Here is a 17048-nt window from a genome sequence, read left to right as displayed (position 1 = left end):
AGCGGAAAACATCAGCTACCCGCGCGCTCCTGCTTGATGAGCCACTTTCCATCCTGTTTAATCATGAGAATGGTTTTGCGGCTATTCGCAGTCAACTGGTCGGAAGTATAAATCTGGCGAAATTTCACGGTGGCACTATTACCATCCAGGCTTACTTTCGGCGTTTCTATTTTTACGCTGATTCTGCCTTTGCCCTCAATCCGGTTTCGGCGTTCTTCTGCCCATGTTTTTCTTGATTCACCTTTGGGTGTTTGGAAATCTTTTGCGTAATGGGCGAGATAGGCATTGGTGTCTTTGTTGCTCCAGGCTTTGGCCCAGTTTTCGATTGCTTTGATTACCTCGTCATCTTCTTTATCCTGAGTTTGTTGGGCCTTAGATTTAGAAGCGCTGGCTGTTTCAACTGACTTCGCGGTTTCCGGTTCAATCTTCTCTATTTTGTTGGTGACGGCAGATTTTGGCTGCGCAGCAAGCTGAGCCACTTGTGTTGCAGGAGACGGATTGTTTTTGGGATTCGTTCCACCCGTAGTATTCCCAACCAGATTACGAACCAATGTCAATTTTAGCTTGGCCGTTGTATTTCCTGAATCAAGCTGTAACGCTTTGTCGTATGCCTGGCTGGCCAATTTTGCGTACACGTCGCCCAGATTTTCGTGTGCTGTCCCATAAGTAGGATTGGTGCGGATTGCCATTTCCAGTGACGCACGTGCCTTATCATATTGTCCGGAAGACGCATACAGCACCGCAAGGTTGTTATATGGTTCTGGCAACTCCGGATAATCGTCTGTGAGCTTCATAAAAACATTAATCGCTTCAGTCGTTTTGTTCTGTTCCGTCAGAATCAACCCTTTCAGAAAACGCATCTGAGCGTCTTTTGGACGAATTGCCAACGCGGCATCTACCTTTTGCAAAGCTTCAGAAGTTTGGCCGGATCGCAGTAATTTTCCAATATCCGCAGCATCGTCAGCATATGCAGCCACTGATAAAAAAGCGAAGGAGAGACTGGAAATGATAATAATTTTTTTTAAAGTCTGGCGCATGGTGTTCGAGCTTAGAATTATCTGAGGTTGACTGAACAGGAAGGCAGCAATGGTATACTAAAACTGGTACGGCATCATCTTATCAAAGATGTGCCCATCTTGGTTTCGTTATCCGGGAACATATCTGCTTTCAATAGTTTTATCAGATGAAAAATATCCATAATTGGTGACATATACTGATGGGTGTTGTTTCTGCAGGTAATTAAAAATAACCGGTCGTGCTTTTCTTGACTGTGAGTAAAAATTCTGCTTTGAATTCTGAGAAAAATAATACTAAAACTGGACAGAGTGACTGGTTTTGATATTTAATCTGCCCCGTTCTGATATTTTTCCGAGAATTTGCACACGTAGTCGGAATTTTTATCTGGTGATGTCTTGCTTTGCATCCTTGTCACACGCATCGCGCCGCCATGGCGGCAGCAAATGCTCTGCATTGGCACTGACGAGACAGGAATATTTTTAACTCGTGTGGACTTAAGGAGGCACGATGACTAAAACGACATTTTTGAGCTTTGAGCAACCAATTGCCGAGCTTGAATCCAAAATTGAAGAATTACGCTTTGTCCAAGATGATTCAGCGGTGGATATTTCAGAAGAAATAGACCGGCTGTCCAAAAAGAGTCAGATGCTGACAAAAGATATTTACGCAAAGCTGACTCCCTGGCAGGTTTCCCAAATATCGCGACACCCACAGCGGCCATATACTCTGGATTATATTAACCAGATTTTTACTGATTTCCATGAGTTGCATGGTGATCGTAGTTTTGCGGATGACTTGTCTATTGTGGGCGGCCTGGCTCGGTTTAATGGGCAATCCTGCATGGTAATTGGTCATCAGAAAGGACGCGACACCAAAGAACGTGCTTTGCGTAATTTCGGTATGCCAAAACCGGAAGGCTATCGCAAAGCGATGCGTCTGATGAAGCTGGCTGAGAAATTTGATATCCCGGTATTTACCTTCATTGATACAACCGGCGCATGGCCAGGCATTGATGCGGAAGAACGGGGACAATCCGAAGCAATTGGACATAATCTTTATGTCATGGCAGAACTGAAGGTGCCTCTGATTGCGACAATTATCGGTGAAGGTGGCTCTGGCGGCGCGCTGGCATTGGCTGTCGGGGATGCAGTTCTGATGTTGCAATATGCAACGTATTCAGTGATTTCGCCGGAAGGTTGCGCGTCCATTCTTTGGAAAACCTCGGATCGCGCTGCTGACGCGGCAGAGGCTCTGGGATTGACTGCGCACCGTCTCAAGGCAATGGGGCTGATCGATAAAATTATCAATGAGCCTTTAGGCGGGGCACATCGTGATCCGAAACAGATGTGCGCACTGGTTAAGCGCGCATTGGCAGATACCCTTCGCCAATTTCAAGGCGTTAAGACCAAGGATCTGCTTAGCGCCCGTCATGAGAAACTCATGAGCTATGGCAAATTCAAGGAAACCAAGATTGCCGAATGAAATCGGATCCTTATCGTAGTCATTTGCTCCAGCGTTTTACCAAAGAACTGGACTTTTATTTTGATCAACTGAAAGTCCTGCCCCCTCAGCAGGGCATAGCGATTGCTTATAGCGGTGGTCTTGATTCAACAGCATTGCTGCTTTTAAGTAAGGCTTATTGCCAGCAACGACACATTCCCCTGCATGCAATTCATGTCCATCATGGTTTGAGTCCAAATGCAGATGCATGGCTGACACATTGCCAGTCAATGTGCAATGTCCATGGGATTCATTTCCATTCCAGGAAAGTGAATCCGGAAAATATTGCCGCCACTGGTCTCGAAGCAAGTGCAAGAGAAGCGCGTTATCGTGCGTTGGGAGATATTTGCAATTCACTCCAGATATGTCACGTAATGACTGCGCATCATCTGGATGATCAGGCAGAAACTTTGCTGATGCAGCTGCTCAGGGGATCCGGTGTAGCTGGAATGTCGGGCATGGATTGTTTTAATTTTGCCCCATCTTTGCTGGGGACGCCGGACTTGATGCTAATGAGGCCATTGCTTGCCGAAACAAGGGAAAACCTTGAAGAGTGGGTCCGGGCAAGCGGTGCTTCCTGCATAAATGATGAATCAAATTCGGATACGCGTTTTTTGCGTAACGCACTGAGACATCAGGTGATGCCTGTTTTAGAGAAAATCTCTCCTGGTTTCCCCAAACGAATTGCAAGAACAGCTTTGCACATGCGTTCAGCGCGGAAGTTAATTGATGATTTGGCAGAGAAGGACTTCCAATATTGCCATACTGAAAATGTTTTGCTTGTTCCCAAACTCGAATCCTTGAGCGTGGAGAGAGCAAATAACGTATTTCGGTTCTGGTTGGCGCAATTGGATTCAAAAATGCCGACAACATCTCGTTTGAATGAAATTCGCAAGCAATTGTTTGAAGCACGTTGTGATGCAAAAATTACTGTATATCACGACAATCTCGCATTTCACCGTTATCAGGACAGGATTTATATTGTTGCGTCGATCTCCCGGGCAGAAAAAGAGCAAATTCCTGAGCTTCATTTTCGATGGTCAGGAGAGCCTTCACTGGATTTTGATCAATTTGGTGGAACTCTTTTTTTCAACAAGACAGATTATGGGCTGGAGCCCGACTGGCTCAGCCAGCAAATGCTGACATTGCATTTGCGACGTGGTGGCGAAAAACTAAAGCTGGCTGAAAACCGTCCAACCCGCGACATTAAAAATCATTACCAGTCAATGAAAATTCCATTTTGGGTCAGAGAAAGGCTGCCTTTCGTTTCTTTGAGAGGGGAGCTACTATTCGCCGCAAATGTTGGAATGCAGTCGAGTTACTGTCATTTTTCTGAAGGTAACCGGATTCAATTAGAATGGATCGAATATAAAACGACTGAAAGAGCAATGTGCAATGGATAAGATATTAAGACAGATCGTACTTGATACTGAAACAACAGGCCTGAGCCCCAGAGATGGAAACCGTATTATTGAAATTGGGTGTGTTGAGCTAATCAATCGTAAGCTCACTGGAAATAATTTCCACCAATACATTAATCCTGAGCGTGATTCTGAGGAAGGCGCATTGGCTGTTCATGGACTGACGACAGAGTTTCTGCGTGATAAGCCTAAATTCAGTGAGATTGCGGCCGAATTTCTGGCATATGTCAAAGATGCTGAGGTCATCATCCACAATGCACCTTTTGACCTGTCATTTCTGAATGCAGAATTGAATTTACTAGGGCTAGGCAATTTTTCTGATCACATTGACACTGTTACGGATACCTTGGTTCAGGCGAAAGAACTTCATCCTGGAAAGCGTAATTCCCTTGATGCTTTGTGTGATCGCTACGATGTTTCTAATTCTCATCGTAAATTGCACGGGGCGTTGCTGGATGCGGAATTATTGGCAGACGTATTTCTGGCGATGTCGCGAGGGCAGAACAGTTTTGAAATTGAGTTGCCGGAAGACGAACCTAAAATTATTGAAGAAACTGTAATCATTGATGTTGATTTGTCAGACATTATTGTTCAATCAGCTACTGCTGAAGAGCTTCTTGAGCATAATGCGGCATTAAACGGACTTGATAAGCAATTAAAAGAAAGCTGCATTTGGAGAAGTGAAAAAATATCTCCTGTTTAATCAAACCCAGTCAATTCCCCCCTTCGTAAATAGCGACGCGAAAATTCATAAATTTTCTTTTTGTCAATTTTTATGAATTTGCGCGTTGTCGCTTTCCCACACCAAAGCTAAAAAACTTAAATTCCAAAATAAAAAATTAAAGTTTTTTGAGACTTTGCCGTTACAGAATGTAGGAAAAATATTTTTGAAAATTTTTTCCGAAAACCCTAAAGTTCTGAATTTTCATGCCGTTAATGGTTATATCGCAGACACAGGTTTATGGATTTTTTTATCTAACCTGTTGATTTTAAGTGGTTTTTAAATTTGAAGCGCAAATCTTCAAATTATTTAAATTGCAGTGTATTTTTTTGTGATTTCTAATGTTTATTGTCTCGTAAGATTTTGTCTTACGGGATTCTTCCTGTTTTTCTGAATTAAAATCCCTCGTCCCGCCTATATCGATCAATTTTGTGCTCACTCACAATCTGTCTCATCGGCAACAAACGTTGCCCGGGAAATAGACTGGAGGGTACGAACATGACACAAAATGACATGATGGCTGAAATCCGCGATGCTAATTTGAGCTATCTGATGCTGGCTCAACAAATGATCCGTGCGGATAAAGCAACCGCCATTTTCCGACTTGGAATCGGTAAAGAAATTGCCGATTTGATCGAGGGGCTGAATAATTCGCAAATTCTGAAACTGGCAGGATCAAATATGATGCTGGCTCGGTTTCGTTTCGAGGACAGCTCAATTCTGTGTATGTTGACAAACTACAATAAAGAACGTGCGCTCGCTCATTCTCATGCTGCCATTTTAATGGCCGGTCAGCCTGTTGAAGAAATCCATTAATTCAACGTTTAATGATTGATGACAGGAGTTTAATATGGCTGGCAAAAGTGTTGTTAATGAAGCAAATGAAATTCAATTAGCGATTGAACTGGTCAATCTCGGAGCCAGACTGCAACTGCTCGAGTCTGAAACATCCCTGTCTCGCGAGCGATTACTGAAAATCTACAAAGAATTAAAAGGAGTTTCGCCGCCAAAAGGAATGCTGCCATTTTCAGCGGATTGGTTCACCACCTGGCAGCCGAATATTCATTCTTCTCTCTTTATGAATATTTATAAGTACCTGAACGATCATGCTGAAATATCGGGAATCGATGCAATCATTAAAGCGTATCGTCTTTATCTTGAACAGGTGGGATGCTCGCAGCCCGATGAAGCGATATTATCTTTGACCCGTGCCTGGACGTTGGTGCGTTTTTTTGAAGGTAAAATGCTAACTTTTGCAAAATGTTCTGAGTGTGGCGGGCATTTTGTTGCACATTCACTTGATTTGAATAATCATTATCAATGTGGTCTTTGCCATATGCCATCCAGGGCAGGGAAGACGAAAAAAATTAAAGAAACAGCTACTGATTTAGAAATGGTGGCTTGATATGTAGCGGAGGTTTGTTTGGATTTGTTGTCGCGAGAGTATCAAAAGAAAACTCAGTCTCAGAATATTGCCCGTTTCGTTATTATGAAAGCCATGATTATACAAATCATGGCTTTTTTATTTGCATTTTTTCTACTTTTTCTCTTGAAGTATCAATTTGCTCAGATATTCATCACATACCCGGTTTTTTTTCTTCCTTCATTATTGTCTTTGTGGTTTTCCATTCGATCCAAACTCGAATGGTGGTGGCACATACTGAATTTCATTTTTCCGGTTGCTTTGATATTTGCGCTTTATATGCAGTTATCTCCTTTGTTCAGTTTAGGTATTTTCTTTGGACTATTTTTAATTTTTGGAGCCACCTTGATGACAAGGGTTCCATTTTTTCCTTCTGGTAAATACTTGCCATACGAAATTGTAAAGATCATTCCAGATAGAGCGGATATTCGCTTTCTCGATATTGGCAGCGGTTTTGGAGGATTGAATTTTCAACTTAGTACGTTAAGAAGCGAATGGAATTTTTACGGGATTGAGGTTGCCGTTTTTCCATGGCTGTATAGCATGCTCAAATCAAAATGCTACCCGCATAGAAATTTCGAATTTCATTTTGGGCGATATGAAAATTTAAATTTTGAAAAATTTAATGTTGTTTTTGCTTATTTGTCCCCGATTGTCATGCCACAAATTTGGAAAAAGGTGCAAGATGAGATGCAACCGGGGAGCATATTTATGAGCTATGAATTTGCGATAGAGGATGCTGTTCCAGACATTAAAATCAGGTTAGAAAATGACGATCGTGTTTTGCATGTCTGGTATTTGTAAATATGTTGTGACTTCAGAAGTTTTTTGAAAGAAATATATATCAGTCCCTCGATTTACATCAATTTGTAATGAATCCTATGGAATGGACTGATATGATTGGCGTAAGATATTTAAATATAACTTTCCAATCGAGGAGTGTAATTCCGTGTTAGTCATCGTCGGCTATATCGTGGTACTGGGTTCAGTATTTGGCGGCTTTGTTATGTCAGGCGGTCACCTGGCTGTTTTGATTCAGCCATTGGAGTTGCTGATGATCGGTGGTGCCGCCATTGGCGCCTCCCTGGTTGGGAATAACGCAAAAAGTTTAAAAGCGACACTCAAAGCACTTCCTGCCGTTTTTAAGGGTTCTAAGTACAACAAAGCCTTGTATATGGAATTGATGACGATGCTGTTTGATGTGCTGACAAAAGTCAGGAAAGAGGGCTTGATGTCTATTGAAGGTGATATTGAAAAACCTGAAGAAAGCCCATTGTTCAGCAAATATCCGGCCATCGTTCATGATCATCACTTGATGGAATTTCTCTGTGACTATTTGCGTCTGATGGTATCTGGCAATATGGACGCCTTTCAAATCGAAAATCTGATGGATAACGAGCTCGACACGCACCATCATGAGGGCGCTGTTCCTTCTCATTTTATTGCAAAGCTGGGTGATGGTTTGCCTGCGTTTGGTATTGTTGCTGCAGTCATGGGCGTCGTTCATACGATGGAGTCCGTCGGTATTCCTCCGGCAGAATTGGGGATATTGATTGCACATGCGCTGGTGGGTACTTTCCTGGGTATTCTGCTGGCTTATGGTTTTGTCGGCCCTTTGGCCGGTTTGCTGGAGCAGCAACTCGACGAATCCTCAAAAACTTTTCAATGCATCAAAGTGACGCTGCTGGCAAGCCTTAATGGTTATGCGCCGGCATTGGCCGTAGAGTTTGGACGCAAGGTTCTGTACTCTACGGAGCGTCCGGCTTTTGCTGAACTGGAAGACCATATTAAACAATCAAAATCTAAATAATTGAATTGTTAGGCTTTTAAATGGCAAATGAAGAATTACGGCCGATCATCGTCAAGCGGATCAAAAAAGTAGCCGGCGGCCATCATGGCGGCGCCTGGAAAATTGCTTACGCTGATTTCGTTACCGCAATGATGGCGTTTTTTCTGTTGATGTGGCTCTTAGGTTCCACTGCAAAAGGGAATCTGCAGGGAATTGCTGAATATTTTCAAACTCCGCTCAAAGTGGCTATGGCCGGAGGGGATGGCAGCGGAGATAGTTCCAGTGTTATCAAAGGTGGCGGGAAAGATTTGAGTTTGCGTGAGGGGCAGAATCGCAAAGGTGACATTGAGGCGCAGCGAAAATCCTATAATCTGCAGGCAGCGGAAGCCGCACTGGCTAAGGCTGACGCTGAAAGATTGAAGGGTTTGAAAAGTAAAATTGAGGCTGCGATTGAGTCGAATCCAACGTTAAAACTCTATAAAAAACAGTTGTTGCTTGATATTACAACAGAGGGGCTGAGAATTCAGATGGTTGATGAGCAAAATCGCCCTATGTTCGCTTCTGCGAAAGCAGATCTGCAACCGTATACCAAAGAAATTCTCCATGAAATTGGCAAAGCATTAAACGAAGTTCCCAATAAAATCAGTTTATCTGGACATACGGATTCGGCACCCTATGGTATGGGGGAAAAGGGATACAGTAATTGGGAGTTATCTGCTGACCGCGCGAATGCTTCAAGAAGAGAGCTCATTTACGGTGGTATGGATGAGGCTAAAGTGCTGCGTGTAGTCGGCTTGTCTTCGTCCGTTCTGTTCGATAAACAAGATCCGCTCAATCCTATTAATCGACGTATCAGTATTATTGTCATGAATAAGAAAGCAGAAGAGTCTGCTTCTCAGGATGGTGGTTCCGTCGAGGTGGCAAGTCAGCCAAATGCTGAAACTGAAGTTTCTGTTAAGCAGCCTGGTAAGTAATGCATGATGAATGGCGCATCAGTGATAAAACTGAACGAATAGGATGCTGAGATGTCCCCCAAAAAAATGCTAGGGTCTCACGTAAAGCAGTTGTTATCAGGGGTCTCTGACCACGGGAATGCGCATTTGTCTGAAGTAGAGACTGACTTGGCTCAAACTGCTCTTTTGTTGGGGGAGGCGATTGAGAAACTGGGTATGAGTTTTCTCTCGTTACATTCTGCCGTTTTGAAAGAGCAGGATGAAATTAATCTGATTATTGATACGGGTTCAATCCCTCCTGAGAGTATTGAGCGAATCAGAACAATCCAGAGCGAGATTTCTCAGCATGTCAATGCAGCCGTGACTTGTCTGCAATTCCAGGACTTAACCAGTCAGTTAATTTCAAGAACACTGCAAAGATGTAATGGTCTGAGAGAGGTTTTGAGTACGCTCGGTGTCGTCGGAAATGATATTTCACATGATGCGCCCAGCGGTGATATTGAATCCCTTCTGAAGGAAACAACTCTGCGTCTTGAAAGACAAAGCGTTGATTTGCAAAACCTGCTCAGGAAGGCCGTTCATCAAAAGCATTTGGACAGCGGTGATATTGAACTATTTTAGTCTGTAACAGTGTTATGGATATATTGCGTTTTATTCGAAAAACGGAGTAATTATGGCTAAAACAATTTTAGCGGTGGATGATTCTGGTTCCTTGAGGCAGATGGTGGCGTTCAGTCTGAAGGCTGCCGGATATCAGGTTATTGAGGCGGTTGATGGGCAGGATGGCCTGGAAAAAGCCAGGATACAGGTCGTTGATCTGGTGTTGACTGACCAAAATATGCCACGGATGGATGGGCTGACTTTGATCAAATCACTGAGAGGCCTTGCGACATACCAGCGCGTGCCTATTTTGATGCTGACGACCGAATCCAGCGACGATATGAAGGCCAAGGGGCGGGCTGCGGGTGCGAATGGCTGGTTGGTGAAACCTTTTGATCCACAAAAGTTAACTGAAGTCGTAAAAAAAGTCATTGGCTGAGTTGGGAAATTGCCAGTTATTGCTTGCGCTAATTATGTAAATGCCGGAGTTGAATAATGACGATTGACATGAGTCAGTTTTTCCAGGTTTTTTTTGATGAGGCAGATGAACTTCTTGCCGAGATGGAAAAATTGTTGCTTGCAGTCGATGTTTCTGCACCTGACGCGGAAGATCTGAATGCGATTTTTCGCTCTGCGCATTCCATTAAAGGTGGTGCATCTACGTTTGGCCTGAATGATATGACTGAAGTGACTCACGTACTCGAGTCATTGTTAGACAAAATCAGAAAAGGCGAGATGTCGCTGACATCTGAGCATGTCGACGCATTCTTGAGCGCTAAAGATATCCTGAAAATGCAACTTGACGGACACCGTCTGGGGAGCGCTGTCGATCAGGATGCGGTAGGTGATGTACGGATGCTTTTGCAATCGCTATCGCATGAATCTGATCATCCGGCTAAACCAGCAGATCCGGTTGTGGTTGATCATAGTGATACCCATTTTCAGCAGACATTCAAAATTGAAATAGCTGCGATCAACGATGTAGATGCCAGTGCTTTGATGTCGGAACTGGGATTGCTTGGCTTAATTTCCAGAGAAAATTGCGATCCGGGAAAAGCAATTTTTCATCTCCAGACGAATGAGTCTAAAGACGACATTATTTCAATTTGCTCCTTCATTCTGGACCCAGATAATCTGAACATCACGCTTGAGTCATCGGTTCCTCATTCATCGGCAAAAAAAACACAGAGTCAAACTGAGGAAGACCTTGGTTACGGTTTTTTTGAGCCTCTTGATGCGATGTTTCCCCCTTTGGATGCCGCTACAGAGACGAGCGCTAAAACAGAAACACCCGCGCCGATGCCGGTATTGACACAGGAAAGTACTGCCGATAAAAAAAATCCAGCCACGAAAAAAGAAACAGAAAAACATGTCGCGTCGCAGGAGTCGTCCACTATCCGGGTTGGTATTGAAAAAGTTGACCAATTGATTAACCTGATTGGTGAACTGGTCATTACACAGGCAATGCTTGAGCAGCGGACTCGTGATTTGGATCCCATTCTGAATGAACGTCTTTTAGGCAGTGTCGCCCATCTCACGCGCAATACGCGCGATTTGCAAGAAGCGGTTATGTCCATCAGGATGATGCCGATGGATTATGTATTTTCCCGCTTTCCTCGTATGGTCCGGGATCTTGCAGGCAAATTGGGGAAGCGTGTCGAGTTAATTACTTATGGTGCCTCCACAGAATTAGATAAGGGGTTAATTGAGCGGATCGTTGATCCATTGACGCATCTGGTCCGGAATAGTATTGATCACGGCATTGAATTGCCTGCTACCCGTGCGCAGGCTGGCAAAAGCGAAGTCGGTAAATTATCGCTCTCCGCAGTTCATCAAGGCGGTAATATTGTCATCGAAGTCAGTGATGATGGCGGTGGTTTAAACAGGGAAAAAATTCTTGCCAAGGCGCGTCAAAATGGATTGACTGCTCCAGATTCGATGCAGGATGCCGAGGTCTGGCAGTTGATTTTCGCACCTGGTTTTTCTACCGCAGAGATTGTTACGGATGTTTCTGGCCGTGGCGTTGGTATGGATGTCGTTAAGCGGAACATCACAGCCATGGGCGGGGTCGTTGATATCCGTTCTGCCATGGGATTTGGAACGACTATCACGATTTCATTACCGTTAACATTGGCTATTCTTGATGGCATGTCCATCAAGCTTGGTGAGGAAATCTACATCTTGCCGCTTGGTTTTGTCATGGAGTCGTTGCAGCCTGCACGATCCGATGTGAAAGAAGTGAATGGTAAGGGCACTGTCATTAAGGTCAGGGATGAATATCTGCCGCTGATCCCACTTTATCAGCGCTTTGATCTGGAGCCCAAGTTTGTCCATCCTTCGGACGGTATTGTTGTGATTGTTGAGGTGGATGGTAAAAAAGCAGCTCTATTTGTAGATGACCTGGTCGGACAGCAGCAGGTTGTCGTTAAAAATATTGAATCTAATTATAAAAAAATCCCAGGAATTTCAGGCGCAACTATTTTAGGTGATGGCGGCGTCGCCTTGATTTTAGATGTGTCCGCATTACTTCGTTCGAATAAATAGTTCGGTTAAAAATAGATATTAAGGATCATATATGGCACAACTATCTCAATCATTGAATGACCAGAGTTCCAACTCGGAAAATGGTAATGCAGACATTGCCGGGCATGAATTCCTTGCCTTTACGCTTGGTAATGAAGAGTATGGAATTGATATCCTGAAAGTGCAGGAAATTCGCGGTTATGAAGCGGTGACCAGAATCGCCAATGCCCCTGACTTTCTCAAGGGAGTCATCAATCTCCGAGGCATTATTGTACCTGTCGTCGATATGCGTATTAAGTTTAATCTGGGAACGCCTACTTACGATCAGTTCACCGTCGTGATTATCCTCAATATTGAAGGGCGAATCGTTGGTATGGTGGTTGATAGCGTTTCAGATGTCACGACATTGACTCCAGATCAGGTGCGTCCGGCTCCGGAGATGGGGACAACGTTCAGTACAGATTTCCTGATTGGTTTGGGAACTTTAGAAGACAGGATGTTGATTTTGGTGGATATTGACAAGCTGATGTCCAGTCCAGAAATGGGATTGGTGGATGAGTTGGCTTAAATGAATTACCTGAAATAATCATAATTAAAAAGATAATGGTTCACTGTAGTGAGGAGATCTGTTTATGAATTTGCGTAACTTTAAAATCGGAACCCGCTTGGCTATTGGATTTGCCTTAATCCTGCTTGGTCTGGTCATTGTTTTGTTATTGGTAAATAGCTTGAGTGCCGGCGCCCGCAAAGAGTTGGCTGATAACTCCGGGTTGGCAAATCAAAAGCAGATTTTAGCGAACACAATGAAAAGCTCCCTTTATGAAGGGGGGATTGCAATGCGCAACATCGGCATTCAATCCGATGTGAGTGAGATGCAAAAAGAGGAAGGTAAAGTTAAATCGCAACGGCAGCTTTATGAGGATTCTAAAAATAAGCTGATCGCTTTAGGATTGACCGAGGACGAGAAAAAGGTTCTCGCAGAAATTGCGAAACTGGATAAGGACATGGAGCAGCCGTTTAAAGATGCTGTAGGGCAGGCGCTGGCATTTAACGGAGAAGGTGCCGTTAAAATCATCTCTACCGTCCTTGAGCCAATCAACAAAAAACAGATTTCTGAAATTAATAAACTGGTTGATTTGCAGACGCTGACCTCTAAGAATATTTTTGATGCGGCGGCAGCGGCAGGAAAGCGGCTTTCTTATATTTTGTACGGCATATTGACTCTGGCAGTTGCCATTGCCGCACTGTTTGCATGGCTGCTCACCAATAGTATTACCAAGCCACTGTCTGAGGCTTTGGGACTAGCGGAATCAGTTGCTAGCGGTGATTTGCGCAGTGATATCGTAGTCAGTGGTAACGATGAGGTTACTTCACTTTTGTCAGCCTTGAAGAATATGAATAGCAATCTGGCTGCCACTGTGGGACGAGTCCGGGAAGGGACGGAAACGATTACAGTGGCGGCACAGGAAATCGCTTCCGGCAATGCTGACTTATCAAGAAGGACGGAATCACAGGCAAGCTCTCTGGAAGAGACAGCCAGTTCTATCGAAGAGTTAACCGGCACTGTCCGGCAAAATGCCGATAATGCACGTCAGGCTAATCAACTGGTTGTCTCGGCAACCAATGTGGCGGTGAAGGGCGGCGCTGTGGTGGGGCAGGTTGTCGAGACAATGGGCTCGATTAAGGAAAGCTCTCGTAAAATTGTGGATATCATCGGCGTGATCGATGGTATTGCATTTCAAACCAATATTCTGGCTTTGAATGCAGCTGTTGAAGCTGCACGTGCCGGAGAGCAGGGACGTGGCTTCGCCGTGGTTGCAGCCGAAGTGCGGAATCTGGCGCAACGTAGTGCCAGCGCGGCGAAGGAAATCAAATCATTGATTGGTGATTCGGTCGATAAAGTGGATCAGGGTAGCAAGCTGGTTGATGAAGCAGGCAAAACAATGGATGAAATTGTTACCAGCGTCCAGCATGTCGCAGACATTATGAGCGAGATCACAGCGGCAAGCCAGGAGCAAAGCACAGGTATTGAGCAGGTGAATCTGGCTATTAATCAGATGGATGAGATGACCCAGCAAAATGCGGCTTTAGTTGAACAAGCCGCCGCCGCCGCAGAAAGTATGGAAGAACAGTCCGTTGTTCTTGCGGAGGCAGTCAGCGTTTTCAAGTTGAATCAGCAGTTTTCATCCGGTCTCGGTCAGCAAAGATTTGAGAAACCAAAAAGCTCTCTCAGAATTGAAAAGGCGGCCTCAATTGTTTCAAAGGCGGCTGCTTCAGATAAAAAACAAACTCCGAAAATTGCAAACAAAAAAACTGTTGCATCCGTTGAGACTGATGATTCCTGGGAAGAATTTTAAAATCCTGACGCTCTTGTAAAGTACGGCTAACCTAACCTGGACATCTTGATGAGGCAACCTGGTTCAAACGATAAATCGGAAACGTCGAAAGAATTTGAATTTAACTCACGGGATTTCGATCGGGTCAGAGGCATGATATACCAGCGTGCTGGTATATCTCTGGCTGACAGTAAGCAAGAAATGGTTTACAGCCGGTTGGCCCGGCGTTTACGTGCAACGGGAATTAATTCATTTTCAGATTATTTGAATAATCTGGAAAAAGAGCAGGATAGCGATGAGTGGGAGGCGTTTACGAATGCTTTGACTACCAATCTGACTTCGTTTTTCAGGGAGGAACATCATTTTCCGATTCTTGCTGAGCATGCCAAAAAATGCCAGCCGCCGGTTCAGGTATGGTGTTCAGCCAGTTCGACAGGTGAAGAGCCGTACTCAATTGCGATGACGCTTTGTGAAGTATTCGGAACGCTAAGGCCACCTGTACATATTATTGCTACCGATATTGATACGAATGTCCTGAATACTGCATCAAAAGGGGTTTATAACATTGAGCGAATTGAAAAACTATCTCCGGAACGGGTCAGAAAATTTTTTCTTAAAGGTAAGGGAAATCAAGAGGGATTGGTCCGGGTCCGGCAGGAATTGCGCGATCTGATCACATTTAAACAGCTGAATTTATTGGCTGATCATTGGTCACTGTCCGGTGAGTTCGATGCCATATTTTGCCGCAATGTGATGATTTATTTTGATAAGCCGACTCAAGGCAAGATACTGAAAAAATTTGTCCCTCTGATGAAACATGATGCTTTATTGTTTGCCGGGCATTCGGAAAATTTCTTATATGTGTCGGACGATTTTAAGCTAAAGGGAAAGACGGTTTATGAATTGTCGCAAAATCATGCTGCCAGGCATAAAGGCATGACGAATCATCTGCACAAAGGTAGCTTATGAGTCAATTAAGTGAAGAGCATTTTGCAACCAACGTCTATTTTGACCGGACGTTTGATTGCGATGCCGCGAAAATTTTACCCGGCGAGTTTTATTTCACGAATAAAGACATGCTGATTGTCACAGTGCTTGGTTCTTGTGTGTCCGCATGCATTCGTGACAGAGTTTCCGGTGTCGGGGGAATGAATCATTTCATGCTGCCTGATACAGGAGGAGATACGGATAATCCGGTATCCGCATCCATGCGATACGGTACGTACGCCATGGAAGTGCTGATTAATGAATTACTGAAAGCCGGTGCGAAACGAGAAAATCTGGAGGCAAAGGTTTTTGGCGGTGGAAATGTGCTCAGAGGATTTACTGCGATCAATGTAGGCGAAAGAAACGCCAAATTTGTTCTTGATTATTTAAAGGCAGAACGCATGCGGGTCATTGCTGAAGACCTGAATGATATTTACCCAAGAAAAGTTTATTTCTTTCCTAAGACGGGAAAAGTGTTGGTTAAAAAGCTCAAAGTCGAACATAACGATACCTTGAGAAAACGTGAGCAGGATTATGCAAGTCGTTTAAAAACAACATCAGTGGGTGGCGAGGTCGATCTGTTCTGATACGTGAAAGACACGGATCGAAGATTGATGGATATGAGGTTTTTGAATGAAAATTAAAGTTTTAGTGGTAGATGATTCTGCGTTGATACGCAGTGTAATGAGTGAAATTATCGGTAGCCAGCCTGATATGGAGGTGGTTGGCGTCGCGCCTGATCCGCTTGTCGCCAGGGAAATGATTAAGCAGCTCAATCCGGATGTGTTAACGCTGGATGTTGAAATGCCGAAAATGGATGGTCTGGACTTCCTTGAACGCTTAATGCGGTTGCGCCCTATGCCGGTCATTATGGTCTCCTCATTAACGGAACGTGGTTCTGAAATCACCATGCGAGCATTGGAGCTGGGAGCGGTTGATTTTGTGGCCAAACCCAAGTTGTCTATCCAGAGTGGAATGCTTGAGTATGCTGATTTGATTGCAGATAAAATCAGAATCGCTTCGAAAGCAAAAATTCGGCCGCGCCATATTGCCTCTGCAGAGCAGAGTAAGTTGCCGGCGGAAGTATTGCCTCTTGTGCGGAATCCATTAACCAGTAGTGAAAAACTGATCATTATCGGCGCATCTACAGGCGGAACGGAAGCAATTAAAAATTTCTTGGTTCAGATGCCATCGGATTGTCCGGGCATTCTCATCACTCAGCACATGCCGGAAGGATTTACCCGGTCATTTGCAAAGCGTCTGGACGGATTGTGCAAAATTTCAGTTTCGGAGGCAGTGGGTGGTGAGCGGGTATTGCCTGGTCATGCGTATATCGCTCCGGGACATTCGCATTTATTGTTGGCCCGTAGCGGCGCTAACTATGTGACCCAGCTTGACGCAGGTGAGCCTGTTAATCGCCACCGGCCTTCAGTTGATGTGTTATTCCGTTCGGCTGCAAATAATGCGGGTAAAAATGCAGTTGGCGTTATATTGACTGGAATGGGGAAGGATGGTGCTGTGGGAATGCTGGAAATGAAGAATGCCGGTGCTTATAATTTTGCGCAAGATGAAGCAAGTTGTGTAGTATTTGGAATGCCCAGAGAGGCTATTGCTATTGGTGCGGCCCATGAAGTTGCAGCACTCAATGAACTGCCGGCAAAAGTGTTGCATTATTTGGCAACACATGGCAGCAGGGCATTGAGGGTTTAACCATCAAATCATGCTTTGTTGCAATTTTAGTCCCCTTTGTTCTTAATTTGACCGATAATATTAACAAC

The 17048-nt window shown here is 44.3% G+C and carries 17 protein-coding genes; 16 read left to right on the top strand and 1 reads right to left on the bottom strand.

Annotation, left to right across the window (positions count from 1 at the left end; translation table 11 throughout):
• Positions 1-11: 11 nt before the first annotated feature.
• The gene (locus H8K27_RS16200) at positions 12-1037 is read right to left on the bottom strand and encodes a nuclear transport factor 2 family protein (protein ID WP_186864221.1); all 1026 of its coding nucleotides are present in this window, start codon (positions 1035-1037) and stop codon (positions 12-14) included.
• A gap of 487 nt (positions 1038-1524) precedes the next feature.
• Between H8K27_RS16200 and H8K27_RS16195 the strand changes: the two genes are divergently transcribed.
• From H8K27_RS16195 to H8K27_RS16120, 16 genes are all read left to right on the top strand, one after another.
• Positions 1525-2499, top strand: coding sequence for an acetyl-CoA carboxylase carboxyltransferase subunit alpha (locus tag H8K27_RS16195; RefSeq protein ID WP_186864220.1), 975 nt, complete (start codon positions 1525-1527; stop codon positions 2497-2499).
• Positions 2496-3920 (top strand): tRNA lysidine(34) synthetase TilS, encoded by a 1425-nt coding sequence (gene tilS / locus H8K27_RS16190; RefSeq protein ID WP_186864219.1) that lies wholly within the window; start codon positions 2496-2498, stop codon positions 3918-3920. Before H8K27_RS16195 ends, tilS begins: the two co-directional genes overlap by 4 nt.
• The gene (gene dnaQ / locus H8K27_RS16185; RefSeq protein WP_186864218.1) at positions 3913-4641 is read left to right on the top strand and encodes a DNA polymerase III subunit epsilon; all 729 of its coding nucleotides are present in this window, start codon (positions 3913-3915) and stop codon (positions 4639-4641) included. The genes tilS and dnaQ overlap by 8 nt, the downstream gene beginning before the upstream one ends.
• Positions 4642-5157: 516 nt before the next feature.
• Positions 5158-5475, top strand: coding sequence for a flagellar transcriptional regulator FlhD (gene flhD, locus H8K27_RS16180; protein WP_176801927.1), 318 nt, complete (start codon positions 5158-5160; stop codon positions 5473-5475).
• Between the two features lie 34 nt (positions 5476-5509).
• Positions 5510-6064 carry a flagellar transcriptional regulator FlhC gene (flhC, locus tag H8K27_RS16175; protein ID WP_186864217.1) on the top strand — a complete coding sequence of 185 codons (555 nt, stop codon included), beginning with the start codon at positions 5510-5512 and terminating at the stop codon, positions 6062-6064.
• Between the two features lie 18 nt (positions 6065-6082).
• Positions 6083-6886 (top strand): class I SAM-dependent methyltransferase, encoded by an 804-nt coding sequence (locus H8K27_RS16170; protein WP_186864216.1) that lies wholly within the window; start codon positions 6083-6085, stop codon positions 6884-6886.
• A 145-nt stretch (positions 6887-7031) separates the two neighbouring features.
• Positions 7032-7892: a flagellar motor stator protein MotA gene (gene motA / locus H8K27_RS16165; protein ID WP_186864215.1), complete on the top strand. Its 861-nt coding sequence runs from the start codon at positions 7032-7034 to the stop codon at positions 7890-7892.
• Positions 7893-7912: 20 nt separating this feature from the next.
• Positions 7913-8845: a flagellar motor protein MotB gene (gene motB / locus H8K27_RS16160; RefSeq protein ID WP_186864214.1), complete on the top strand. Its 933-nt coding sequence runs from the start codon at positions 7913-7915 to the stop codon at positions 8843-8845.
• A gap of 51 nt (positions 8846-8896) precedes the next feature.
• On the top strand, positions 8897-9445 hold the full coding sequence (locus H8K27_RS16155; RefSeq protein ID WP_186864213.1) for a chemotaxis protein: 549 nt from the start codon (positions 8897-8899) through the stop codon (positions 9443-9445).
• Positions 9446-9497: 52 nt separating this feature from the next.
• On the top strand, positions 9498-9863 hold the full coding sequence (locus tag H8K27_RS16150) for a response regulator (RefSeq protein ID WP_186864212.1): 366 nt from the start codon (positions 9498-9500) through the stop codon (positions 9861-9863).
• Between the two features lie 56 nt (positions 9864-9919).
• Complete coding sequence (gene cheA, locus H8K27_RS16145; protein WP_186864211.1) at positions 9920-11968, top strand: chemotaxis protein CheA; 2049 nt, start codon at positions 9920-9922, stop codon at positions 11966-11968.
• A gap of 31 nt (positions 11969-11999) precedes the next feature.
• A complete protein-coding gene (locus H8K27_RS16140) occupies positions 12000-12515 on the top strand; it encodes a chemotaxis protein CheW (protein WP_186864210.1) in 516 nt (171 codons plus the stop codon).
• Between the two features lie 64 nt (positions 12516-12579).
• Entirely contained in the window at positions 12580-14304 is a 1725-nt protein-coding gene (locus H8K27_RS16135) for a methyl-accepting chemotaxis protein (protein WP_186864209.1), read from the top strand.
• 48 nt (positions 14305-14352) lie between these two features.
• On the top strand, positions 14353-15252 hold the full coding sequence (locus tag H8K27_RS16130) for a CheR family methyltransferase (protein ID WP_186864208.1): 900 nt from the start codon (positions 14353-14355) through the stop codon (positions 15250-15252).
• Complete coding sequence (cheD, locus tag H8K27_RS16125) at positions 15249-15857, top strand: chemoreceptor glutamine deamidase CheD (RefSeq protein WP_186864207.1); 609 nt, start codon at positions 15249-15251, stop codon at positions 15855-15857. Before H8K27_RS16130 ends, cheD begins: the two co-directional genes overlap by 4 nt.
• A 46-nt stretch (positions 15858-15903) precedes the next feature.
• On the top strand, positions 15904-16980 hold the full coding sequence (locus tag H8K27_RS16120; protein WP_186864206.1) for a protein-glutamate methylesterase/protein-glutamine glutaminase: 1077 nt from the start codon (positions 15904-15906) through the stop codon (positions 16978-16980).
• Positions 16981-17048 lie beyond the last annotated feature (68 nt).

Source organism: Cognatundibacterium griseum (genome assembly GCF_014284195.1).
In the GTDB taxonomy this organism is placed as follows: Bacteria; Pseudomonadota; Gammaproteobacteria; order Burkholderiales; family Burkholderiaceae_D; genus Undibacterium; species Undibacterium griseum.
The sequence above is the reverse complement of the archived record's forward strand: the minus strand, read 5'-3'. Positions and strand labels throughout refer to the sequence as shown.